The 23,429-nt window shown below is 68.8% G+C and carries 21 protein-coding genes and 1 riboswitch; of the genes, 8 read left to right on the top strand and 13 right to left on the bottom strand.

The window, feature by feature from the left end; genetic code table 11:
* Positions 1–112 precede the first annotated feature (112 nt).
* Positions 113–331, top strand: a riboswitch (cobalamin riboswitch).
* Positions 332–461: 130 nt separating this feature from the next.
* Genes BMZ25_RS04310 through BMZ25_RS04295 form a run of 4 tightly spaced genes read left to right on the top strand, consistent with a single transcriptional unit; the run spans position 462 to position 4,879 of the window.
* The gene (locus BMZ25_RS04310) at positions 462–2,324 is read left to right on the top strand and encodes a TonB-dependent receptor plug domain-containing protein (protein WP_092688946.1); all 1,863 of its coding nucleotides are present in this window, start codon (positions 462–464) and stop codon (positions 2,322–2,324) included.
* A 7-nt stretch (positions 2,325–2,331) separates the two neighbouring features.
* A complete protein-coding gene (locus BMZ25_RS04305) occupies positions 2,332–3,144 on the top strand; it encodes an ABC transporter substrate-binding protein (protein ID WP_235859771.1) in 813 nt (270 codons plus the stop codon).
* Between the two features lie 8 nt (positions 3,145–3,152).
* Positions 3,153–4,124 (top strand): FecCD family ABC transporter permease, encoded by a 972-nt coding sequence (locus BMZ25_RS04300; protein ID WP_092689494.1) that lies wholly within the window; start codon positions 3,153–3,155, stop codon positions 4,122–4,124.
* Positions 4,121–4,879: an ABC transporter ATP-binding protein gene (locus BMZ25_RS04295; protein ID WP_092688940.1), complete on the top strand. Its 759-nt coding sequence runs from the start codon at positions 4,121–4,123 to the stop codon at positions 4,877–4,879. The genes BMZ25_RS04300 and BMZ25_RS04295 overlap by 4 nt, the downstream gene beginning before the upstream one ends.
* 9 nt (positions 4,880–4,888) lie before the next feature.
* Here BMZ25_RS04295 and xylA read toward each other — a convergent pair whose 3' ends face one another.
* The 10 genes from xylA to BMZ25_RS04245 all read right to left on the bottom strand — a co-directional run bounded on the left by xylA (position 4,889) and on the right by BMZ25_RS04245 (position 15,620).
* Positions 4,889–6,190 carry a xylose isomerase gene (xylA, locus tag BMZ25_RS04290; RefSeq protein WP_092688937.1) on the bottom strand — a complete coding sequence of 434 codons (1,302 nt, stop codon included), beginning with the start codon at positions 6,188–6,190 and terminating at the stop codon, positions 4,889–4,891.
* A gap of 60 nt (positions 6,191–6,250) precedes the next feature.
* Entirely contained in the window at positions 6,251–6,892 is a 642-nt protein-coding gene (locus tag BMZ25_RS04285; RefSeq protein ID WP_092688934.1) for a ThuA domain-containing protein, read from the bottom strand.
* Positions 6,889–7,998, bottom strand: coding sequence for a Gfo/Idh/MocA family protein (locus BMZ25_RS04280; RefSeq protein WP_092688931.1), 1,110 nt, complete (start codon positions 7,996–7,998; stop codon positions 6,889–6,891). The genes BMZ25_RS04285 and BMZ25_RS04280 overlap by 4 nt, the downstream gene beginning before the upstream one ends.
* Entirely contained in the window at positions 7,995–9,005 is a 1,011-nt protein-coding gene (locus tag BMZ25_RS04275) for an ABC transporter ATP-binding protein (RefSeq protein ID WP_092688928.1), read from the bottom strand. Before BMZ25_RS04275 ends, BMZ25_RS04280 begins: the two co-directional genes overlap by 4 nt.
* Positions 9,006–9,029: 24 nt before the next feature.
* Positions 9,030–10,673, bottom strand: coding sequence for a glycoside hydrolase family 43 protein (locus BMZ25_RS04270; protein WP_092688925.1), 1,644 nt, complete (start codon positions 10,671–10,673; stop codon positions 9,030–9,032).
* A 2-nt stretch (positions 10,674–10,675) separates the two neighbouring features.
* Positions 10,676–11,506: a carbohydrate ABC transporter permease gene (locus tag BMZ25_RS04265; protein ID WP_092688922.1), complete on the bottom strand. Its 831-nt coding sequence runs from the start codon at positions 11,504–11,506 to the stop codon at positions 10,676–10,678.
* The gene (locus tag BMZ25_RS04260; RefSeq protein WP_092688919.1) at positions 11,503–12,429 is read right to left on the bottom strand and encodes a carbohydrate ABC transporter permease; all 927 of its coding nucleotides are present in this window, start codon (positions 12,427–12,429) and stop codon (positions 11,503–11,505) included. Before BMZ25_RS04260 ends, BMZ25_RS04265 begins: the two co-directional genes overlap by 4 nt.
* An 80-nt stretch (positions 12,430–12,509) precedes the next feature.
* A complete protein-coding gene (locus BMZ25_RS04255) occupies positions 12,510–13,772 on the bottom strand; it encodes an ABC transporter substrate-binding protein (RefSeq protein WP_092688916.1) in 1,263 nt (420 codons plus the stop codon).
* Positions 13,773–13,904: 132 nt separating this feature from the next.
* Positions 13,905–14,933, bottom strand: coding sequence for a LacI family DNA-binding transcriptional regulator (locus BMZ25_RS04250; protein ID WP_092688913.1), 1,029 nt, complete (start codon positions 14,931–14,933; stop codon positions 13,905–13,907).
* 84 nt (positions 14,934–15,017) lie between these two features.
* Positions 15,018–15,620, bottom strand: a complete 603-nt coding sequence (locus BMZ25_RS04245) for a sulfotransferase family protein (protein ID WP_092688910.1) — start codon at positions 15,618–15,620, stop codon at positions 15,018–15,020.
* Between the two features lie 312 nt (positions 15,621–15,932).
* On the opposite strand from BMZ25_RS04245, the gene BMZ25_RS04240 reads away from it, so the two are divergent.
* The 3 genes from BMZ25_RS04240 (at position 15,933) to BMZ25_RS04230 (ending at position 17,860) form a co-directional block, all read left to right on the top strand.
* Positions 15,933–16,622 carry a winged helix-turn-helix domain-containing protein gene (locus tag BMZ25_RS04240; protein ID WP_092688907.1) on the top strand — a complete coding sequence of 230 codons (690 nt, stop codon included), beginning with the start codon at positions 15,933–15,935 and terminating at the stop codon, positions 16,620–16,622.
* A 68-nt stretch (positions 16,623–16,690) separates the two neighbouring features.
* Entirely contained in the window at positions 16,691–17,350 is a 660-nt protein-coding gene (locus BMZ25_RS04235) for a hypothetical protein (RefSeq protein ID WP_092688904.1), read from the top strand.
* Positions 17,351–17,380: 30 nt separating this feature from the next.
* On the top strand, positions 17,381–17,860 hold the full coding sequence (locus BMZ25_RS04230; protein WP_092688902.1) for a pyridoxamine 5'-phosphate oxidase family protein: 480 nt from the start codon (positions 17,381–17,383) through the stop codon (positions 17,858–17,860).
* Here the strand turns inward: BMZ25_RS04230 and BMZ25_RS04225 are convergent.
* Together BMZ25_RS04225 and BMZ25_RS04220 are read right to left on the bottom strand one after the other, a co-directional pair.
* On the bottom strand, positions 17,857–20,148 hold the full coding sequence (locus tag BMZ25_RS04225) for a glycosyl hydrolase family 28-related protein (RefSeq protein ID WP_092688899.1): 2,292 nt from the start codon (positions 20,146–20,148) through the stop codon (positions 17,857–17,859). The two genes, BMZ25_RS04230 and BMZ25_RS04225, sit on opposite strands and share 4 nt — an antisense overlap.
* Positions 20,149–20,240: 92 nt before the next feature.
* Positions 20,241–20,654: a DUF4864 domain-containing protein gene (locus BMZ25_RS04220; RefSeq protein ID WP_092688896.1), complete on the bottom strand. Its 414-nt coding sequence runs from the start codon at positions 20,652–20,654 to the stop codon at positions 20,241–20,243.
* A gap of 138 nt (positions 20,655–20,792) precedes the next feature.
* Between BMZ25_RS04220 and BMZ25_RS04215 the strand changes: the two genes are divergently transcribed.
* Complete coding sequence (locus tag BMZ25_RS04215) at positions 20,793–21,695, top strand: CHAD domain-containing protein (protein ID WP_177190375.1); 903 nt, start codon at positions 20,793–20,795, stop codon at positions 21,693–21,695.
* Positions 21,696–21,707: 12 nt separating this feature from the next.
* Here BMZ25_RS04215 and BMZ25_RS04210 read toward each other — a convergent pair whose 3' ends face one another.
* Positions 21,708–23,297 carry a lysine--tRNA ligase gene (locus BMZ25_RS04210; RefSeq protein WP_092688890.1) on the bottom strand — a complete coding sequence of 530 codons (1,590 nt, stop codon included), beginning with the start codon at positions 23,295–23,297 and terminating at the stop codon, positions 21,708–21,710.
* Positions 23,298–23,429: the final 132 nt, after the last annotated feature.

Raw genomic sequence — 23,429 nt, 5'->3', positions numbered from 1 at the left:
GCACGGGGGCGCGAGCCGCCCACCCCCGGCGGTGCGCCCTGCCCGGTCGCGGGCCGCACCGCCCGAAAAGTGTGCACGTCCGACGCCTGCTTGACACGGCACGCGCCCCGACGCAGGGTCGCGCCGCCTCGGTTCCGTCGTCTCAGGCGGCGGATGAAAAGGGAACGCGGTGCGGTGCGCTTTCGGTAACGGAGCCACCCATTCCGCGGCTGCCCCCGCAACTGTGAGCGGCGAGCGAAGCCGGACGACGCCACTGTCGCACCCGCGATGGGAAGGCCCGGCCAAGCAACGACCCGCAAGCCAGGAGACCTGCCGGGACGATCACCCTGTCCGCCTGCGGGGCGTCTCGCGGACAACGGACCTTCCGTCGTGGTGACATCGCACCGTCAGCGGAAGGGGACTCCTTCCAACGACTCACACGAAGAACCGTGTCGGCCGGACAGGCCGATGGAGGGACAGACATGACGAAACGCAGCAGCCTTCTGGCCGGCGCGGCGACGGCCGCCCTTGCCGCCACCGCCGCCCCCGCACAGGAGGCCTTCGACCTGGGCGAGATCATCGTCTCGGGCGGCCTCACCCCCGTTCCAGAAGAGACATACGGCCGCTCGGCCAGCGTCGTGACCGCGGACGAGATCGAGCGGCGCGGCATCACCACCGTCGCCGAGGCGCTGCGCAGCGTTCCCGGCGTCAGCGTCAGCAGCTCGGGCGGCAATTCCAGCCAAGTGCGCCTGCGCGGCGGCGAAGCCAACCACACGCTGATCCTGATCGACGGGGTCGAGGCCGCGGCGGGCGACACGGGCTATCTCTTGAGCGGCTTCGAGACCGGCGAGGTCGAGCGCATCGAGGTGCTGCGCGGGCCGCAATCGGTCTATTACGGCGCCAATGCCTCGTCCGGGGTGATCAACATCATCACCCGCAAGGCCGAGCCGGGTACCCATTACGGCGGCAGCGTCGAGTTCGGCAACGGTCACTCGGTCACCGGCTTCGTCTCGACCCGCGGCGCGCGCGGCGGCGTGCGGCTCAGCTACACAGACAGCCGCGACGACGGGTTCGACTATTCCGGCGAGGACGGCGAGGACGACAGCGTCGAGCGCGAGACCCTCCGCCTGTCCGGCGATTTCGCCGTCACCGATGACCTGACGCTCGGCCTCACCTTCCGCCGCGCGCAGGAGACGTCGGACTACGACACCGCCGACAGCTTTGCCGCCACGGCAGACGGCTACATCGTCGACGATCCCGTACCCTTTGGCACCCGCGACGAGCGCGCCGGGGAAATCTGGGCCCGCTACGAGATGCTCGGCGGCCGCCTGACCCACCGCCTCGCCTACCAGCTCACCGACAACGAGAGCGACTACAGCTACGGCACGCCGATCGAGACGCGGAACGAGTCGTTCAAGTACCGGCTGAGCTACGGGCTCGACGGGCGGCCGGTGGACGACGCCGACCAGGTGGTGAACGTCCTATTGGAACGGCAGAGCGACAGCAGCGACTCGAACCCCGATTACGACCGGCAGACCACCTCGGTCGCGCTGGAGTATCGCGGCACCTTCGACAACGGCCTGTCGCTTCAGGCCGGGCTGCGGCACGACGAGAACGAGACTTTCGAGGACGCGACGACCTGGACGCTCGGCACCGCCTACGAGCTTCCGGGCGGCGTGCGGCTGCATGCGTCTGCCGGCACGGGCGTGGTGAACCCGAGCTACTTCGAGCTTTACGCCGACGCCTTCGGCTATTCCGGCAACCCCGCCCTCTCGCCCGAGACGAACCGGGGCTACGACATCGGCGTCGAGGTTCCGCTGGCCGGGCACGGCACGATCGACGTGACCTATTTCGACGAGACGCTGACCGACGAGATCGTCGAGGTCGCCACCGGACCCGGCGCCTTCAGCTTCACCAACCAGGACGGCGACAGCGAGCGGCGCGGGCTGGAGGTCGAGGGCGAGATGGCGGTGACCGACACGCTCGATTTGCGGATGTCCTACACCTATCTCGATGCCACCGAACCCGATGGCAGCGTCGAGATCCGCCGGCCCTTCCACGAGATCGGCCTGGGCGCGACGCTGGCCACCTTCGGCGGTCGCGGCACGGTGTCGGCCGACCTGCGTCACGTCGCCGGCGCCTATGACGACCGGTTCTTCGGCGACTATTCCACCGTCCGCCTGCCCGACTACACCACCGTCGACGTCGCCGCGCGCTACCAGCTGACCGACGAGGTCGCCCTGACCGGCCGCGCGGTGAACCTGTTCGACGCCGACACCGTCGACGTGCTGGGCTATGCCGGGCGGCCGCGCAGCTTCTACGCAGGGCTCGATGCGCGCTGGTAGGAGCCTGATGGCCCTGGTGCTGGCCGGCCTCATGGGCGGCCCCGCCGGGGCCGGCGACCCGCCGGCCCGCGTCGTGTCGACCAACCTGTGCACCGACCAGTTGGCGATGCTGGTGGCCGGCGCGGGACAGCTGCACTCGGTCTCCTATCTCGCCGCCGATCCCCGGTCGTCGTCGATGCCCGAGGCCGCCGCGGCCTATCCGCTGAACCACGGGCGGGCCGAGGAGATCTACCTCATGCGGCCCGACCTCGTCCTGTCGGGTGGCTTTGCCACGCGCGCGACGACCGACATGCTGCGCCGCCTCGGCATCCGCGTCGTGGTGTTCCAGCCCGCCAGTTCGCTGGACGACGTTCGCGACCGGCTGACCCGTATGGGCGAAGTGCTGGGGCGCGAGGACCGGGCGGCGGAGCTGGTCGCGGCCTTCGACGCCCGCCTCGCCGAGCTGCGAGCGACGGACGGAAACCGCCCCTCGGCCGCGCTTTACGCCGCGAACGGGTATACGTCGGGCAACGGGTCGCTTGCGGGGCAGATCCTGGCCACCGCAGGCTTCGACAACATCGCGGACGAGGCGGGCTATCCGAACGGCGGCGCCATGCCGCTCGAGGTGCTGGCGATGGCGCGGCCCGACGCGATCGTCGCCTCGCGCCCCTATCCCGGCCGGTCGCGCGCCGAGTCCGTTCTGGACCACCCCGCGCTCGCCGCCATCGGCGCCGCGCGGGGTCATATCGACGCCGACTGGTCCTGCGGCACGCCGCACGTCCTGGACGCGGTGGCAGAGATGCGCGCCCTGCGCCGCGGGATCGGGGACGACGCCCCGTGACGCGACTGATGCTGGCCCTCGGCGCGCTGGTGGCGGCGCTGTTCCTCGCCGCGCTGGCCATCGGCCCCGCGGGAGCCGGCCCCTTCCAAAGCCTCTCCGCCCTGGTCGGCGGCGACGGCGGGCCGCTGACGCTGATCATGCGGGAAATCCGCCTGCCGCGCGCCCTGCTGGGCGTCATGGTCGGGGCCAGCCTCGGGCTGTCCGGCGCGGCGATGCAGGGTTATCTGCGCAACCCGCTGGCCGAGCCGGGGCTGATCGGCGTGTCGGCCTCGGCCGCACTGGGCGCGGTCCTGGCGATCCATACCGGCATCGCGGCGACCGTTGCGCTCGGCCTGCCGGCGATGGCGCTGGCGGGCGCGCTGGTGGGCACCGGGCTGGTCGTCGCACTCGCCGGGCCGCGCGGCACGTCGCTGACGCTGATCCTCGCCGGGATCGCGATCTCGGCACTGGCGGGGGCGCTGACCTCGCTGGTGCTGAACCTCTCGCCCAACCCCTATGCCGCGAACGAGATCGTGTTCTGGATGATGGGCTCTCTCGCGGACCGGTCGATGCGGCATGTGTGGCTGGCCTTGCCGCTGATGGGCGCCGGCTGGGTTCTGCTCGCGACACTGGCCCGCGGGCTGGACGCGCTGACACTGGGCGAGGACGCGGCGGCGGCGATGGGCATCCGCCCCGCCCGCCTGCGCCTCGCGCTGATCGGCGGGACGGCCTGCGTCGTCGGCGCGGCGACGGCGGTTGCGGGAACGATCGGCTTCGTCGGCCTCGTCGTGCCGCACCTGCTGCGGCCCGCCGTCGGGGCCCGGCCCGGTCGCCTGCTCTGGGCCAGCGCGCTCGGCGGCGCGGCGATGGTGCTGGCCGCCGACATCGCCGTCCGCGTGATCCTGCCCGAGCGCGACCTGAAGCTGGGCGTGCTGACGGCGCTGGTGGGGGCGCCACTGTTCCTGCACCTGATCTACCGCACGCGGAGAGAGATGGCATGACGGTCCTGTCGCTCGACGCGCTCTCGGTCAGCCTGCGGGGACGGCCCGTCCTGCGGGACGCGACGCTGTCCGTGGGTGCCGGTGAACTGGTGGGCCTGATCGGCCCGAACGGCGCGGGCAAGACGACGCTGATGCGCGCGGCGCTGGGGCTGCTCGGCGCGCGCGGGCGGTCGTCGCTCGCCGCGCTCCCGGCCCGAGAGCGTGCCCGCACGGCGGCGTGGATGCCCCAATCGCGCGAGATCGCGTGGCCGGTGACGGTCGAGACGCTGGTGATGCTGGGACGGCTGCCGCACATGGCTGGCGGCCAGCGCCCCGCGGCGGCCGACCATGCCAGCGTCGACCGGGCGCTGGCGCGGATGGAGCTGGACCCGCTGCGCCACCGCACCGCCACCCGCCTGTCGGGCGGCGAGCAGGCGCGCGTCCTGATCGCGCGGGCGCTGGCGCAGGAGACGCCGCTGATCCTGGCCGACGAACCGATCGCCGGGCTCGACCCGGCCTACCAGATCGCGACGATGCAGACCTTCGCCGGTCTCGCCGCCTCGGGGCACGCGGTCGTCGTCTCGTTGCACGACCTGCCGCTGGCGGCGCGGCACTGCACCCGGCTGGTGATGATGGACCGGGGCCGGATCGTCGCCGACGGCGCACCGGACGCGGTGCTGACGCCGGAACGGCTGGCCGAGGTGTTTCATGTCAGGGCCCTCCACCGTCAGACGGAAGAGGGCCCGATCTTTCAGCCGATCGAGGTGATCCGCTAGCGCGAGACCTCAGACGAAGCGGTTGACGATGTTCTCCAACCTCTCCTGCCGGCCCGAACGCGGCTCGGGGCGAAGGTCCTCGTCGCGCACGCGCTTGTCGATCGAGGCAAGGTCGCTCTGCAGCATCTGCCGGGCGGAGTCGGTGTCCCAGCCCGCATAACGCTCGGCCCGCCACGCCTCGAGCGTGCCGTCCTCGATCATCGCCGCAGCCGCCTTCAGGCCGCGAGCACAGACATCCATGCCGCCGACATGGGCCAGCACCAGATCCTCGGGGTCCAGCGACTGCCGGCGCAGCTTGGCGTCGAAGTTGGTGCCGCCGGTGGTAAAGCCGCCGGCCCGGAGCACTTCGTAATAGGCCAGCGCGACCTCGGGCGTGTTGTTGGGGAACTGGTCGGTGTCCCAGCCCGACTGGTAGTCGTTGCGGTTCATGTCGATCGAGCCGAGCATCCCCAGCGACGCGGCCAGCGCAAGCTCGTGCTCGAACGAGTGACCGGCCAGGATGGCGTGGCCCTGCTCGATGTTCAGCCGGACCTCGTCCTCCAGCCCGAAGCGCTTGAGGAAGCCATAGCAGGTCGCCACGTCGAAATCGTACTGGTGCTTGGTGGGCTCCTGCGGCTTGGGCTCGATCAGGATCTGGCCCTTGAAGCCGATCTTGTGCTTGTAGTCGATGACCATCGACAGCATCCGGGCCATCTGCTCGGCCTCGCGTCCGAGATCGGTGTTCAGCAGCGTCTCGTAGCCCTCGCGACCGCCCCACATGACGTAGTTCGCACCGCCCAGCCGGTGCGTCGCGTCGAGGCAGCCCTTGATGGTCGCCGCCGACCACGCGAACACGTCGGGATCGGGGTTCGTGGCCGCACCGGACATGAAGCGGCGGTGCGAGAACAGGTTCGCCGTCCCCCACAGCAGCTTGGTGCCGGTCTGCTCCATCTTGCCGCCGAAATAATCGGCGATCTCGTCGAGCGCCGAGATGTTGTCGGCGAGGCTGTCGAACTCGGGCCGCACGTCCACATCGTGAAAGCAGAAGAACGGCTGGCCGAGGATGCCGAACAGCTCGAACGCTGCGTCGGCTTTGATCTTGGCATGGTCCATCGTATCGCCGAACCACGGCCGGTCGAAGGTGCGCCCGCCGAACGGATCGCCGCCCTCCCACGCGAAGGAGTGCCAGTAGGCAACGGCGAGACGCAGGTGATCCTCCATCCGCTTGCCCATGACCATCTCGTCGGGGTTGTAGTGGCGGAAGGCGAACTCGTTGTCGGTGTCCGGGCCCTCGTACCGGATCTGCGGAATATCATTGAAGAAATCAGTCATTTTGCCCCTCTCGGCCAGTCATGCGCCGCCTCGGTCGGCGCGGTCGGTGTCATCCCAATCTCAGCGCGCGGCCCACAACAGCCCGCGGCGCAGGATCTCCTTCATCTGCGGCGCCTCGAACTCGGACGCCACGTGCCCCAGCGCCGAGTAGAAGACGCGCGCCGCGCCGTAGCGGTGCTTCCACACCACCGGCATGACGGTGCCCTTCGTCCAGGGCGCGTGGGTGCCATCGAAGGTCGTCGTCGCCAGCACCTCGATCCCAGGATCGACATGCATGAAGTACTGCTCGGAGCGATAGTCGAAGTCGCCGATCCCCGCCACGACCGGATCGTCGGGGCGCGTGATCTCGACGCGATAGTCGATGATGTTGCCGGGATGGGCGACCCACTGGCCGCCGACCATGAACTGATAGGCCGGCTCCATCCGGAACGCATCGCCCATGCCGCCGTGAAAGCCGCCCAGGCCGCTGCCCGCCTCGACCGCCGCGATCAGGTTCTGCAACGCATCCTTGTCGATCTGCACCTGGGTCGTCATCGGCACGATCAGGTCGTAGCGGCCGAGATCGTCCTCGGCCAACACGCCGGTGCCCGCCTCGCGCCGCACCTCTATCCCCTCGTCCGTCAGCATCCGCTCGACGATGGCCGAGGTCGCCTCGGGTTCGTGGCCGTCCCAGCCGCCGTAGAAAATCAGTGCCTTGGTCATGCCGTCTCCATTGTCTCGATCCGACCGGTATGGCCGCCGGGGGCAAGCGGCGCGGGCCGCTCGCAGGTTGTCGAAAGCGTCACCGCCGTGCCGCTCGCGGCCGAGGCCAGGAGCGATTCCATCACGTCGAGCGCATGCAGCGCGAGCGCGCCCGAGGCGCGGTGCGGGCGCCCTTCGGCGATGCCGGCGGCCATGTCCGCCAGCCCCAGCCCACGATAATTGCCGTCGCCGTGGGCGTGGCCGGTCTCCTGCGCCTGCCAGTCGCTGGCGAACAGCTCGACCGTGCCGTCGAAGCGGTTCGGGTCGGGGATCAGCAGCGAACCTTCGGTGCCGTAGAGCTCCAGCGGCGTGTGCCGGTGCGCCCTGACGTCGAAGCTGGTGACGATCTGCACCAGCGCGCCGCTGGCGAATTCCATCACGCCGGTGATGTGGGTCGGCACCTCGACCGGCACCTCCTCACCCGCGCGGGGGCCGGTGGCGATGGTGCGCGTCTCGCGCCCCCTGGCCGCCATGGCGGTGACCCGCGACACCGGACCCAGAAGGTTGACCATCGCGGTGACGTAGTAGGGGCCCATGTCCATCAGCGGCCCCGCCCCGGCCCCGGCGTAGTAGAAGTCGGGATTAGGATGCCAGCGCTCGTGGCCCGCCAGCATCAGCGTCGCGGTGCCGGCGGTCGGCCGGCCGATCCGGCCCGCGTCCACCAGCGCCCGTGCGGTCTGGTGCGCGCCGCCGAGGAACGTGTCGGGCGCGCAGCCCAGCCGCAGCCCCCGCGCCGCGGCGGCGTCGGTCAGTTGCCGCGCCTCGGCCACGCTGCCGGCCAGCGGCTTTTCGGAATAGACGTGCTTGCCCGACGCGAGCGCGGCGAGCCCGACCTCCACGTGCGCGGCCGGAACGGTCAGGTTAAGCACGATGTCGATGTCGTCGCGGTTCAGCAGCGCGACCGTTCCCATCGCGGGCACGCCGTGGGCCTCGCCCTTCTCGCGCGCGGCCTCGGGGCGCTGATCGGCGACCGCGCGCACCTCGATCTGCGGGAACAGCGCCGCGTTCTTGAGGTAGATGTCGCTGATGACGCCGCAGCCGACGATGCCGATGCCAAGGGGGGTCATGCGTGGGTCTCCATGCGGGCGCCGTCATGCCCGAAAAGGTGCAGGTTCTCGCGCGCCGGCGTCAGGTACAGGCGCTCGCCCGCCGTCAGCCGCATGTGGCCGGGCAGACGAACGGTCACGTCGCCCATGTCGTCGCCCTTCATGTAGGCGATGGTGTCTGCGCCCAGCGTCTCGACAACTTGCGCCGTCGCCGGCCAGTCGCCGCTCTCGGCATCGACGGTGATGTGCTCGGGCCGGATGCCCACGGTTTTCACGTCGTCCCGACCGATGGCCGAGCCGGACAGCAGGTTCATCTTGGGCGAGCCGATGAAGCCGGCGACGAACTCGGTCTGCGGCCGGTCGTAGAGGTCCATCGGCGCGCCGACCTGCTCGATCCGGCCGGCGTTCATCACGACGATCTGGTCCGCCAGGGTCATCGCCTCGACCTGATCGTGGGTGACGTAGATCATCGTCGCGTCGAGCGATTGGTGCAGCTGTGCCAGCTCGACCCGCATCTGCGTACGCAACGCGGCGTCGAGGTTCGACAGCGGCTCGTCGAACAGGAACACCCGCGGCTTGCGAACGATCGACCGGCCGATCGCCACGCGCTGCCGCTGGCCGCCGGACAGCTGCCCCGGCTTGCGGTCGAGGTAGTCCTCCAGGGCCAGGATGCGCGCCGCCTCGGCCACGCGGGCCTCGCGCTCTTCGGCCGAGGTCTTGGACAGGCGCAGGCCGAAATCGATGTTCTGCGCCACCGTCATGTGCGGATAGAGCGCGTAGGACTGGAACACCATCGAGATGCCGCGCTTCGACGGCTCTTCCAGCGTGACCGTGTCGCCACCGATCATCACGTCCCCCTCGCTCGGCATCTCGAGCCCCGAGATGATCCGCAAGAGCGTGGACTTGCCGCAGCCCGACGGCCCAACCAGAACCGTGAACGACCCGTCGGGCACGGTCAGGTTCAGGTCCGGGATGACGGTGAGATTGCCGAACGCCTTGCTGACGTTCTGCAGGCGGACTTCAGCCATGACGGACTCTCCTCGTTCGTTGCATCACCGGGCCTCGTAGAAGAAGTGCAGGAAATCGGCGGGCCGGCCGCGGCCCGACGTATCGTGCGCGCACATCCCCACGAAGGCGCCGGTAAAGTTGTTTCCGGGTCCGTTCCCCGCCTCGTCCGAGATCGCCGACTGGTCGAGCGCGATCCCGAGGTCGCGCCAGTCGCCGCCCTCGCGGGCATAGCGGAACCGCAGCACCGCCCCGTCGACGTCGCAACCCAGCCGGACCGGGGCCTCGCCCGGCAGCGGGATCGGCGCAATCGGCAGGGTAATCCGCGCGTCGGGCCAGTCGGCGGGACAGGAATAGACCGTCAGCACCCGCTCGCCCGCCTCGTTGGCGGTGACGGCGAGGTAGTGGAACTTGAATCGCCCGTACCACGCCACGAGACCGGCGAAGTGCTGGTAGTCGCCCGGCTGCATGTCGATCTCGGTCTCGGCGGTAAAGGCGATTTCGGTCTGGCGGCGGGCCACCAGCGCATGCTCGAACTGCGAACCCGGCGATTCCCGCCCGAAGAGCCGCAGCGCGCCGGGCCGCTCGGTCAGTGAGAACAGCCGTTCGGGCGCGGGGATGCGCAGCCACTGGAAGTCGATCGGCAGGCGGTCGGGGGCGAACGTGGTCCGCGCCGGCGTGGCATCGAATGGATGCTCGGGCAGGTCGGGCGCCGGGACCGTCGCGGCGGGCGCCGGGCCGCCATGGGCCAGACGGGGAAAGGCGCCGGGCTCCCATGTCAGTTTCTGGATCGCGGTCTCGCGGCCCAGGGGCGAGCGGCGCACATCGTCGGCGTGGATGCCGTCCGCGCGCCCCGTCTCGGTCGCGCGGGTCTCGTCCAGCGGGCGAGAGCACAGATGCACCAGGTAGAATTCCCCGCCCTGCGTCTCGACGATGTCACCGTGACCCGCGCGTTGCAGATACGCGTCGGGCGCGTCCTTGGCGGTGACGAGGTGCTTTTGGGGATCGGTCTCATACGGGCCCAGCAGGTCGCGCGAGCGCGCCATCGTCACCGCGTGGTCATAGCCGGTGCCGCCCTCGGCCGTCAGCAGGTAGTAGTAGCCGTCGCGGCGGTAGAGATGCGGCCCCTCTGTCAGCTTGTGATCGGTGCCGCGGTAGATGTTGTGCACCGGCCCCGTCAGCCGCTGCTCGGCCACCGAGTATTCCTGGCACAGGATGCCGCCGAACCGGTCGCCCCCGGTTTGGTTGTGGTCCCAGACCATGTTGAGAAGCCACTTGCGCCCGTCCTCGTCGTGGAACAGCGACGGGTCGAACCCCGACGAGTTCAGGTAGACCGGATCGGACCACGGCCCCTCGATCGCGGGGGCGGTGACGAGGTAGTTGTGGCTGTCCTTCCACGCCCCGTCGCGGCGCTTCATGTCGGTGTAGATCAGCCAGAACTGCCCGTCCGCGCGGGTCAGGCACGGCGCCCAGACGCCGCCCGAATCCGGGTCGCCCCGCATGTCGAGCTGCGCCGCCCGGTCCAGCGGGCGCGTCAGCAGCCGCCAGTGCCTCAGGTCGCGCGAGTGATGGATCTGCACGCCCGGATACCACTCGAACGTCGAGGTCGCGATGTAGTAGTCGTCGCCGACACGCAGGATCGAGGGGTCCGGGTTGAAGCCGGGCAGGATCGGGTTCTGGATTTCGGTCATGGTCATCCCTTGACGGCGCCGCCCGTGAGACCGGCGACGATGTATTTCTGCGCGGCGAGGAAGAAGACGATCGCGGGCACGATGGTCAGCGTCACGAAGGCCAGCGTGCGGTTCCACTCGGTCACGAACTCTCCGCGGAACTGCATCATGCCCAAGGGCCAGGTGAACGCCTCGCGGCTGTTCAGCACCACCAGCGGCAACAGGAAGTTGTTCCAGCTCTGAACGAAGACGAACACGCCCACCGTCGCCAGGATCGGCGTCGACAGCGGCAGGGTGAAGCGCCAGAAGAAGCGCACGTAGCCGCAGCCGTCGATATAGGCGGCCTCGAACAGCTCTTTCGGCAGCTGCTCGAAGAAGGTGCGGAACAGCAGGATGGCAAGGCTCAGGCTGAACGCCGCCTGCGGCAGGATCACCGCCCAGTAGGTGTCCAAGAGCCCGATGTCGCGGACCTTGATGAACAGCGGCAGGATCGCCGTGGCGAACGGGAACATCAGACCCAGCAGCAGGTACGAGAACAGCATGCGCGAGCCGAAGAACCGGATCTGGGCAAAGACATAGGCCGCCGCCGCGCCGACGATCAGCGTCAGCACCACCGCCAACGTCGAGATGAGCAGCGAGTTGCCGAGATAGCGCCAGAACATCGGGTCGCTGACGATCGAGCCGTAGAACTCCCAGTTCCAGCTGTCGGGCAGCGCGAAGGCGCTGGTGCGGATTTCGGCGTTGGTCTTGAAGCCGCCCAGCACCGTGGCCAGCATCGGCGCCAGCACGAAGCTCGCCACGATGCACAGGAAGCCGACGCGCAGGATGTTGCGGATGATGTGGCCGCGGGTCATGTCTCGCTCCGGTTCATGAAGAAGCGCTGGTAGAAGACCGCCACCGTGATCGCCGCGATGAACAGGATCACGCCCACCGCGCTGCCGAAGCCGATGTTCAGCCGCGTCAGCCCGAAGGTGTAGAGATAGGTGACGATGGTGTGGGTCTGGTTCGACGGGCCGCCATTGGTCAGCGGTATGATGATGTCGAACACCTGCAGCGCGCCGATGATCGCGAAGAAGGCGCTCACCACCAGCGCGTGCTTGATCTGGGGGATCTGAACGTAGCGCACGATCTGGTGGCGCTTGGCGCCCTCGATCCGCGCGGCCTCGATCAGGTCCTCTGGCACGCTCTGCAGGGCGGCGATGTAGATCATCATGTGAAAGCCGAAATACTTCCACACGATCACCGTCATCACCGCCACGAAGGCCCAGTCACGGTCCGCCAGGATGAAGAAGCTCTCGACGCCCATCGACTGCGCGATCGACGCGGTCACGCCGTAATTGCCGTCGAAGACGAAGCTCCAGATCAGGCCCGCGGCGACCTCGGCCAGGATGTAGGGCACGAAGAAGATCAACCGGAACAGCGCGTTCGTCGGGGTCTTGCGATAGATCAGCAGCGCCAGCAGCAGCGCCAGCGGCATCTGCAGGAACAGCGAGATCGCGACGATCTTGAGCGTGTTCGTCACCGCCTTCTGGAACACCGAATGGCCGGCGATCCGCTGGAAGTTCTCCATCCCGACATAGTCGGTCGGCGTGCCGTAGCCGTTCCAGTTGAAGAAGGCGTAGTACACCGACTCGCCCAGGGGCAGCATGACGAACAGCGTGAACAGGATCAGCGCGGGCGGCAGCAGGATCAGGGCCGCTGTGACGCGCCCGTTGTTCAGACTGCGGCGCAGGCGCTCGGACGCCGACAGACGCCGGCTGGCGACGGAAGTGGCCATGCCATCCCCCAGATGCTCGGTTAGGATCGGATGAAGCGGATGCGCGGCGCGCGCGGGTCAGGCGCGCGCCGCGGCAAGGCTCAGCGGAAGTCCCAGGCCTCCTGGACCTGCGCCGCCGCCTCTTCCGGCGTGATCGCGTCCTGCGCGAGGTCGGCCGAGATGTCGTTCACGGTCGCGCCCACCGAGGCCCCCAGGAACTGGTCCAGGAAGATCTGGTGGTAACTGCTGTTCGTGATGTCCTCGGACACCTGCTGGTAGAACGGGTTGGACAGCGCGTCGCCGGTACCCTCGACGATCGGGATGAACAGCTCCTGCTCGGCCGCCTTGCGCTGGTTCTCCTCGCTCAGCATGAAGGCGAGGAAGTCCACCGCCTCGGGCTCGGCCGATTGCGACACCGCCCAGCCGTTGATGCCGCCCAGCGTGGCGCCCTCGCCCCCCTCGGACACCGGGTCGGCCAGGACGGGGAAGCTGAAGATCGCCAGTTGCTCATCCGGCAGGCCCTCGCCGCTGGTCGAGCGCTCGCGCATCGGCAGGTAGTCCCAGTCGCCCATCAGATGGAACGCGCCCTCGCCGTCGGCGAACATGCCGCTCGCCGTCTCGTAGGTCGTGCCCATGAAGCCCGACTGGAACGGCTCCATGTCGGTGAGCTTCTGGAACTCCTTGCCGGCTTCGACGAATGCTTCGCTTTCGAAGCCGCCGTTCTCGCCCGCCATCGCATCGCTCACCACGTCGGGACCGCCTTCGCGCAACGCGAGGTAGCTCCAGTAGAAGTGCAGCGGCCACTTGTCCTGACCGCCGGCGATGATCGGCGTGACGCTCGCATCCTTCAGCGTCTGCACAGCTCCCAGGAAATCTTCCCAGGTCTCGATCTGGTCGATGTCGACCCCGGCCTCTTCGGTCAGCGCGGTGTTGGTCCAGAACACCACCTCGGTCGCGTAGAGCGGCAGGCCATAGAGATTGCCGTCCACCGTATAGGCGTTCAGCCCGGCCTCGGGGATGGTGCCGGTCATCTCTTCGGGCAGCATGTCCGAGATGCCCTGCAGGAAACCGGCATTCGCCTGCTCCACCAGCGTCTGACCGCCCCAGCTGTAGAAGATGTCGGGCCGGGCGTCGGATTGCAGCAGCGTCGGCAGCTTCGACTTGTACGCCTCGTTGGCGATGTACTCGAAGGTGACGGTCACGCCGTCGTTCTGCTCTTCGTAGGCCTGCGCAATCTCTTCGTAATAGGCCTCTTGCTCGTCGTTCACGGCCACGCGCAGAACGTTGATCTCGGTCTGCGCCATCGCGGCGTTGGCACCCGCCACACCGATAAGCAGCGCGGCCGTCGCAACGGAATGTCTCATGCTATCCTCCCTGCATGATCTGGCGGCCGGACGGACCGGCCTCTCGAATCACATCGTTTGACTAACGTACATCAGGAAAAGCCGTGACGCAAATTTGGTATACCATTTTTGGGCGGCGCCGCGTAGGCCCGCTCAGGGAAGGTTGTCGCGCAGGAAAACCTCGACACCGATCCGCTCACCCGCCGCCTCGGGCGAGGCCCCGTCGATCAGCGCCCGCAGCGCCCGGACCGCGCCGCGCACCTCGCGGCCGATGTCCTGGTTGATCGCCGCGTCGAACATACCCGACAGAAGCGCCTCGCGCGTATGGGGCGTCAGTTCGTGCACCACGATCGCCGGTCGCTCGGCCTCGGGCGTGTCCGACAGCGCCCGGATCACCCCGCGATTCCCCGCGCCCAGGCTGTAGATTCCTACAAGGTCGTCATGCGCCGCCAGAAGCGCCCCAAGCTTGTCCGCGACCACGTCGGCGTCGTCGAGGCCCTCGATCGTCGGCATGACCTCGAGCGTGGGAAACTCGCTGCGCATCACCTGCTCGAACCCCAGCCGCCGCTCGACATGGTCGCGCACCACCATCGATCCGGCGATGACAGCCACCTTTCCAGGCCGGAACCGGCAGAAACGCCCCAAAAGACCCGCCGCAGTCCGCCCGGCGACCACGTTGTCGATCCCCACGAAATACCCCCGGCGCGAAGACGGCAGGTCGGAGACCAGCGTCACCACCGGCACCCCGGCCTCCACCAAGCGCGCGATCGCGGCCATCACCGCCGCACTGTCGGTGGCGACCACCGCCAGCCCGTCGACCGCCTCGGGATCGACCGCGCGCAGCCGCTCGGCCAGCGCCTCGGCGTCGAACGGCGGCACCGTCTCGACCGACAACTCGACCCGCTCCGGCCACATCTCCGAGCCGCAGGACTCCACCTCGTCCTGCACCCCGCGCATGAAGGCGTTGGGCCCCTCGGGCAGAAAGAACCGCAGACGATAGCGCCGCCGCTTGGACAGGTTCGCCGCCGCCACGTCGCGCTGGTAACCCAACTCGCGCATCGCCGCGTTGACCCGTTCGAGCGTCGCCGCGCGCACCCCGTCGCGGCCGTTCAACACCCTGTCGACGGTCGACAGGCTGACCCCGGCGGTGCGGGCGACATCGTGGACGGTGGGTCTGCTCATGCTCTTTTCCGACTTCTTGACCAAAGGCAGCCTAGAGGAGCGAGCAATTTTGGGCAACGTACATCAGATATTCCGTCAGCCTCATCAGGCGGAGCTTGCCAGAACCCGTTCGTACAGCGCGACATCGGCGGCCCGCGCCGCCCGGACCCGCGCCGCGATCTCGGCGCACACCGTCAGTTCCTCGCGCGGCGAGACATTGACCTGCGGCAGTTCCACCGCGCCGAACCGCGCCTCTAGGAACCCGCGCAGCCGCTCGGGCCGCTCGTAGGGAAACAGGAAGTCGGGCGGCGCCTTTTTCGTCCATTCGCCCACGAACCGGCTCTGGCTGCCGACCCGAGCGCAGGGCGCGGGCTCGTCCTTCAGCGTCTCCAGCAGGAACGCCTCTGCCGTCAGGCCCGCCGTGCTCTTCGGGCTGCCGGCGATCTGGCCGCGCCGGCGATAGCGGTACCAGCTCAGCAGGTGAGAGAGCGGCTCGCGCACGACAACGAAGAGCTCCGGCGCCCGGCCCGAGTGGCGGGTGATCATCGGCTCCAGGCTATTGCGGAAGCCCGCGACGTTCATGTGACGCAGGCCGGAGGGCGAGCGGATCTCCATCGCCGCACGCCCCGCCAGCGCGGCCTCGACCGCCATCGAACCGGTCTTGGGGTTGGCCAGATAGACCAGGTTCTCCGTCTCGAAATACAGCATGTCCTGTCCCGCCCGGCGTCACCGGCACACCATGATGTGGAAAGCCGCGCGATCTCAATACCTTCCGCGCCGTTCCTGCGGTGCCTTGGTATTTTCCGGACTTTCGGCGCGGTGCTGCCGCGTTTCCGCCACGCTCCGGCAGCATCCCGTCAAGCATGCACCGCGGCCCCTCGATGGGCCACTGGCCCCGCGCGGCAAAGCCCGCGCCTCTCCCCAGAACGGGTCCGGCCACCGCGCCGCAGTCCGTGCGAACGCACGACACCCCTGTTTTGCCCGCCGGCTCGACCGGCCCCGTCCGATGGGAGAAAGACCATGCGCGTTCTCGTTACCGAAACCACCTGGGCCGCTACCGCCATGGCCCACGATCTGATGTCCCAGGGCCTGCTGATCAGCCGCGTCGAAACCGCCGCCGACTTTCTGCACGCACTGGACCACGGCGCGCAGGATGCGGTCGTGCTCGACCCAACCCTCCCCGATCTCGCCGGCCCCGCCGCGCTGCGGACGCTGCGCGCGCGGTCGGCCACCCTGCCCGCTCTCGTCCTGCCGCCGCGCCGCGAGACCGATCGCGCCGCGCTGTACGAGGCCGGCGCCGACCTGGTGCTCGGGTCGGCACGGATGCGCCCCGCCGAAAGCGCCGCGCGCCTGCGCACGATGGTTCGCCGCGCCACCGGCTTCGCCACCGACCGCATCGAGCACGGTCCCCTGACACTCGACCTCGGCGCGCGCCGGGTCACGGTCGCCGGGACGCTCCTGCACCTCACCCGGCTGGAATACGAGATCGTCGAGATGATGGTGCTGCGGGCCGGGCACCTGATCGGCAAGGACGAAATGATGACCCGGCTCTACGCATGGGACGACGAGCCCGAGATCCGCATCCTCGACGTCTATGTCTGCCGCATCCGCAAGAAGATCGCGGCCGCCGGCGGCCCCTCGGATGCGATCGAGACGGCCTTCGGACGCGGCTACCGCTTCACGCCCGCGCCGCTGGTCGCCGCCGCCTGACGCGGCGCTTAACGCGGCCTTAATTCTCTGCCCGGCATGGTTGTCTCCGACCTGATAGGAGACCGCCCATGCGCCGTGCCCTCCTTGCCGCCGCCCTGCTCTGCGCCGGCCCCGCCCTAGGCGGCCCCTGGCTGAGGGAGGAGGGAGAGCTGTTCATCAGCAGCGTCTCGGAACTGACCGAAGAGGACGGCGTGCGCGACCTCTGGGGCGCGACCTATGCCGAATGGGGCGCCCGGCCGGGCCTGACCCTCGGCGCCAAGTACGGCCGCGCCACCGCTACCGAGAGCGGCGAGACATACGGCTTCCTGCGCGTGGCGGTCCCGGTCACCCCACCCTATCGCGTGGCGGCCGAACTTGGGCTCGGCCACCGCACCGACGATGCGGGCAGGGGCGAGCCGCTGCTGCGCCCCGGCCTGTCCTGGGGCCGCGGGCTCACCGCGCTGGGGCGGCCCGGCTGGGTGTCGCTCGACGCGGCGGCCGAGATCGGGCTCGACACCGGCAACCGTGCCTCGAAGATCGAGATCACGCTGGGCCTCAACCCCGACGACCGCTCCCACGCCATCCTCCAGCTGCGCCGTGATGGCGACGACGAGGACAGCGACTGGGTGCTCGCCCCGTCCTATGTCCGCCGCGCAACCAAACGCATGGACCTTCAGATCGGCGGGATCTGGTCGCCCGACGACGAGGGCAAGCGCGGCCTGCTGGCGGGAACCTGGTTCACGTTCTAGCCTCGGCGTACCGCAGCACGACGAGGCCCGATGCCAAACGACCCGTTCCGCCCGCCCGACGCAGACAGCCGCGCCCTCGCCGCGCGGCTGATCCGAGAAGCCGACCATGCCGCCCTTGCCGTCACCCGCGCCGAGACGGGTACGCCTTCGGTCAGCCGGATCGCGCTCTGCACCGGGCCCGAGGCGGGGCTGCTCAGCCTCGTATCGGACCTTGCGCCACACACCGCCGCACTGCGGGCGCATCCCCGCGCTGCGCTTCTGGTCGGCGAGGCCGGGCGCGGCGACCCGCTGGCGCATCCCCGCTTGACCCTGCACGTCGTGGCCGCCTTCGTGCCCCGCGACGGGGCCGAGCACCGCACCCTCCGCGCCCAGCTCCTCGACCGGCTGCCGAAGACGAAGCTCTACATCGACTTCGCGGATTTCCATATCGTCACCTTCACGCCCGAAGGCGGGCTGCTGAACGGCGGCTTCGGCCGGGCCACACGGCTCGACCCCTGCGACCTGCCCTAGATCGGAGAATCCGCGCGGACGGTGACCTGTACCCGCCCCCGCGCCGGCACCGGCCAGCCCAGACGCACGCTCCCCTCCCCGGCCCCGGCCCGTGGCGTCACCGACGGCATGGCATGTACCGCCGCGCCGCCGGTCGTCCGGATCTCGCCCTCGGGGACCACCGCCACCACCGTCCGGGCCGCGCCGCCGAACGGCAGATACGCGCCCGCCGCCAGCGTCCAGGTCGCCGCGTTGGTGTTCTGCGCGTAGTCCAGCACGACCGGGTTGATCGTCGCCTGCCCGACCCCGTTGAAAGTGTTCCCGGCAAAGGTGACGTTCCGCATCCGCCCGCGGTCCAGCGCGGCGATCGAATCGTCCAGACGCTCGACCCGCTGGATCGTCGAGTTGAGCACCTTGAACGTGTTGCCTGTCACCGTCAGCCCATTGATGAAATGCCCCCAGCCGCAGGGCCGCACCACGATCCAGCGGAACGACGCCGCGACGTCGTTGGCGGTAAAGATGTTGCCCGAAAACGAGAGACCGCCGAACGAGAACTCGCTGGAGAAGGCCGGCCGCGCGTCGTGCTCATTTGTCCACTCGACAAAGGAATTGTCCAGGTAGTTGCCGGTGATCACCGTCTTGACGTTCGTCTGTGTCAGCACCAGCCCGGCCGCCCGCGCGCCGTCAGTGCGGGTATCGCCCTGGAACCAGTGGTTGCCCACCAGAAGGTTGCCGGCCCCGCACAGCACCATCGTCGTGCCGAACTGCTGGAAGCGGTTGCCGCGGATCTTGGGATCGTTGGCGTTGACGTTGAAGCCGACGCTCGTGCGCTGCGTCGCGGCCTGCGACAGCTCGGACGAGGTAAAGTTGCAGCCGTCGATCTGCATCCCCTGACAGCCCCGGCCCGGCGAGCTCAGGCCGCGGTCCCTGGGCTTGGTCACGAAGCAGTCCTTCAGCTGGAACAGCGCGCCTTGCGGCGCCAGCATCACGCCGCTCGCCCGGTCGTTCATCTGCAGCTCGACGCCTTCCAGCGCGAATTTCGACAGCTTCTCGAACCCGGAGAAATCCAGAACATAGCGGAACCGCCGGAAGGTATAGGCCTGCACCCCCGCTGGAGCATGCAGCTCTTGCGCCAGCGTCACCGTCCCGGCACCGACATTCTTCGCGGTGACATAGACCTCGCGCCCGACGCCATCGCCTGCGACCAGCGAGCCGACCTCGATATTGGCCACGTTCGCCACGTCGGTCAACGTTTTGGGATTGTCCGCGCTATAGCGCGCCTGGCTGGTCACCACGCCGGTGTCCCAGTCGGGGCCGTCGACCGCGTTGAACGCCCCGTTGCGGATCACCCGCCGCGTCTCGAACCGGGCGCGGTTGCCCACTGCGGCCTGGAGGTCCACCGGAGCGGTCACGTCGATCCGCCGGCCGCACAGGTCCAGGCTGTCGTGATCGGCCTCGTTCAGTAGCGCCTGGAACGCCTTGCGAAACGCCAGAAGCTCATCCCCGAACGCATCCGCATACGCCGCTAGGTCGAACCCCTTGCGCAGCACGAACCGATCCTCCGCCGCCTGCACGATACGCCCCTGAAAGCGCACGGCGCTGTCCAGTACCAGCGGCCCGCCAATGCGGAACGCACCCTCGGGCACCAGGATGCGGCGCCCCCCGGCGGCGGCATCCGCCGCCTCGAACGCGGCCCGGTCGTCGGTCGTGCCGTCCCCCACCGCGCCGAAGTCGCGCACGTCGACCCAGTCCATCATGTCGCGCAGGAAGGCGCCGGTGACGTCTTCGATCGTCAGGTCGTCGATCCGCACCACCCCGCCGTTCGGCCCCGACAGGTCCACCCCGAAATGGCCATAGAGGGCATCCGTCCCCCACACCATGTGGACGCCGGTTCTCGGCCCGCTGCCGACGATGGCGCTGACCTCGACGACCTCTCCATAGGTCTCAAGCGTCACGGACGGACCGCGCGTCACCACGCCCTGCACCGCACCGCCCCCGGCGGCCCCGGCATGGGCGGCGATGCGAACGGTCGGCCGGTTGCCCGAGACGGCCTTCACCCGCGCCCTCACGCGCAGGTAGCACCCCGGCAGCAGCGGCGTCTCGCCGGCATAGCGCAGCCGCTGCAGGCTTTCCGTCTTGAGGATCTCGAGACATCCGCCGAAATCCGGATCGGACGGCACGAAGGCCGCGTCGTCGGCATCGGCGTAACTGGCGCCGCCGGGCGTTCCGTCCCCCCGCGACCACACGTCCAGACCGTTGGCAAAAGGGGGCGGCGTCAGCACAAGGCCGTCGGTGATCGCTTTGTTCATCGGCTATCCTTTCCCGCAAGCCGCTCCTCGCGGCGCTGTTGCGGAAAAGGTCTAGCAACACCGCGTTAACCGCGGCTGAGACCACCGTGCTGTCAGGCGCCCACCTGCGGCTGACGCAACAGGCGCACGCCGTCGATCTGCCAGCCGTCCTCGGTGCGGATCATCTGGTAATCCAGCACGTGATACGCGCCGGACGCGTCACGCACCGTCACCTTCTGCCACAGCGCGCCGTCGATCTCGCGCAGTTCCAGGAACCCGACCTCGGCGTTGCGATACACCATCGGATAGCCCTGCCGCACCATCGCGCCAAAGCGTTCGGGCGTCTGGAACAGGCCCTTGATCCCCGGCGAGGCAAAGGTGAAGGCGGTGTCGACGTCCTCGGACCGGAACGCCCGCATCTGGTCGGCGATCACGTCCTCGATCGCCGGCGCAGCGGCGTTCTCTTGCGCCGTGGCGGGCAGGCTCAGCGCGAGGGCGGTGAGAAGTGTCAGGCAAATCCGGCGCATGGCGTCCTCCGTGCTCTGCCCACAGATACGGGCCACCCGGCCGACCGGTTTCACCGCGCCGGGCGTTGGACGCGCAACTCCCTGTCATCGCTGCCGAGTTTCCGGGAACGCGCGATGGTCGGGCCGCGTTCTGACGCCATGAGCTACAGCTTCAAATCCTCCGACGCGGATGTCGCCGCGGGACTGCGCCGCATCGCGGGCGAACAGCTCGACACCGCGCTCGCCGCGCTCGAGATCGGCCGCGGCACCGATGACGACATGCACGAGCGCATCCACACGGCCCGCAAGAGCGCCAAGAAGGTGCGCGGTCTGCTCCGGCTCGTCCGCCCGGCTTTTCCGGACTACAAGGCCGAGAACCGCGCGTTTCGCGACGCCGCCCGCGTGCTGTCGCCGATGCGCGACCTGACCGCGCGGATCGAAAGCTACGACTGGCTGACCGAGCGGTATTCCGACGCGCTCGACCGTCGCCGTACCGGGCCGTTCCGGGCCGAGCTGACGCGGGACCGCACCACCGCCGAGGGCGGAAACGAGATCACCGACCGCATGATGACCATGGCCGACGCGGTGCGGGCGATCCGTCAGCGGGTCGACGACTGGACGCTGGCAGAGAAAGACTGGGACGCGCTCGGCCCCGGCATGGCCAAGACCTATGATCGCGCGCGCGGCGCGATGGCGGTCGCGGCGGACACGGGGGCCGCCGACGACATGCACGATTGGCGCAAGCGCGTGAAATATCACTGGTACCACGCCCGGCTGCTGAAGAAGACATGGCCGGTGATGATGGACGCGCACCGCGACGCCGCCGACACCCTCAGCGAGCTTCTGGGCGATGAACACGACCTCGTCGAACTCGACAAGCGGCTCGGCAGGGCGACCATCGCCGACGACATCGCGCAGCAGCTGCGCGGCATCATCGTGGACGAACGCAAGCGGCTGGGATCGCTCGCCTTTTCGCAGGGCGCGTTCCTGCTGGCGGAAAAGCCGAAACCGCTGGTCAAGCGCTGGGGCACATGGTGGGGCCTCTGGCGCGAGGGCGCCTGAGCCCCCGCGGCCTCAGGCGGCCAGTTCGCCCGCCAGCCCCTTTTCGATCAGCGCGACAGTCTCGTCGATTCCGTAAAGCGCGATGAACCCGCCGAAACGCGGCCCCTGGCTGGCGCCCAGCAAGACCTCGTAGAGCGCCTTGAACCAATCGCGCAGCGGCTCGAATCCGTGCTCCTTGCCGACGGCGAACACCACCGACTGCAGCGCTTCGGGGTCCAGCCCGCCGTCCCACGCCTTCAGCCGAGCGGCGAGGTCCTCCATCGCGGCGCGTTCCTTGGCATCGGGGGCACGGAAGGTGCGCTCGGGCGCGACGAAATCGTGGAAATACCGCACCGCGAACGCCGCAGCCGCGTCGAGGCCCGGATGCGTCTCGGCCGAGGCGTCGGGCGCGTAGCGCTGGATAAAGCCCCACAGCCGGTCCTTGCTCTCGGCCCCGGACACGGCGGCAAGGTTCAGGAGCATGGCGAACGGCACGACCATGTCCGATTGCGGAACGTCCTGGCCGTGGATGTGGAACACCGGGTTCGCCAGTTGCTTGTCGAGATCCTGGTCGGGATAGGCGCGCAGCTGCTGGTGGTATTCGTCCACCGCCTTGGGGATCACGTCGAAATGCAGCCGCTTCGCCGTCTTGGGCTTCTGGTACATGAAGTACGACAGGCTCTCGGGCGCGGCGTATGTCAGCCACTCGTCCATCGACAGGCCGTTGCCCTTGGACTTGGAGATCTTCGTCCCCTTGTCGTCGAGGAACAGCTCGTAATTGTAGAGCTCCGGTGCCTTCGTCCCCAGCGCCTTGCAGATCTTCGACGACAGCTCGGCCGAGGGGATCAGGTCCTTGCCGTACATCTCGTAATCGACGCCGAGCGCGGCCCAACGCATGCCCCAGTCGGGCTTCCACTGCAGCTTGACGTTGCCGCCGGTCACGGGCAGCTCGACACGCTCGCCGTCGGGCTCTTCGTAGACGATCGTGCCCTTCTCCACGTTGCGCTCCAGCGTCGGCACCTGCAGCACCTTGCCGGTCTTGGGGCTCACGGGGAGGAACGGCGAATAGGTATTCACGCGCTCGGCCTCGACCCCGCCGAGGCTGGGCAGCATGATCTCCATGATCTTGTCGAACCGCTCCAGCACCGTCATCAGCGCCGCGTCGAACCGCCCCTCGCGGTAATAGTCGGTCGAGGAAGCGAACTCGTACTCGAACCCGAAGGAATCGAGAAACGCCCGCAGCCGCGCGTTGTTGTGCGCGCCGAAGCTGTCATGCGTCTCGAACGGGTCGCGCACCTGCGTCAGCGGCAGGTGAAGGTCCTCGGCGACCATCTCCTGGTTCGGCACGTTGGTGGGCACCTTGCGCAGGCCGTCCATGTCGTCGGAAAAGCAGATCAGCTTGGTCGGGATGTCCGACAGGATCTCGAACGCGCGGCGCACCATGGTGGTGCGCTGCACCTCGCCGAACGTACCGATATGCGGCAGGCCCGAGGGGCCGTACCCGGTCTCGAACAGGACGTATCCCTTCTCCGGTGCCGCCTTCTCATAGCGTTTCAGAACCCGGCGCGCTTCCTCGAAGGGCCAGGCTTTCGAACGCATCGCGGCATCGCGCAGATCGGACATCTCGGTTCCAACTCTCATTGACGGTGACCTGCCGGAAACGGGCGCCCGGCAGGCGCCGCTTCCTATTGCCCCTTATGGCCCGCGTCAATAAATTGCCGGCGACACGCAGGACAACCGGGGGACTCGAGCGGT

Origin of the sequence: Tranquillimonas rosea (assembly GCF_900111315.1) — a bacterium.
GTDB classification, from domain to species: Bacteria; Pseudomonadota; Alphaproteobacteria; order Rhodobacterales; family Rhodobacteraceae; genus Tranquillimonas; species Tranquillimonas rosea.
The sequence above is the reverse complement of the archived record's forward strand: the minus strand, read 5'-3'. Positions and strand labels throughout refer to the sequence as shown.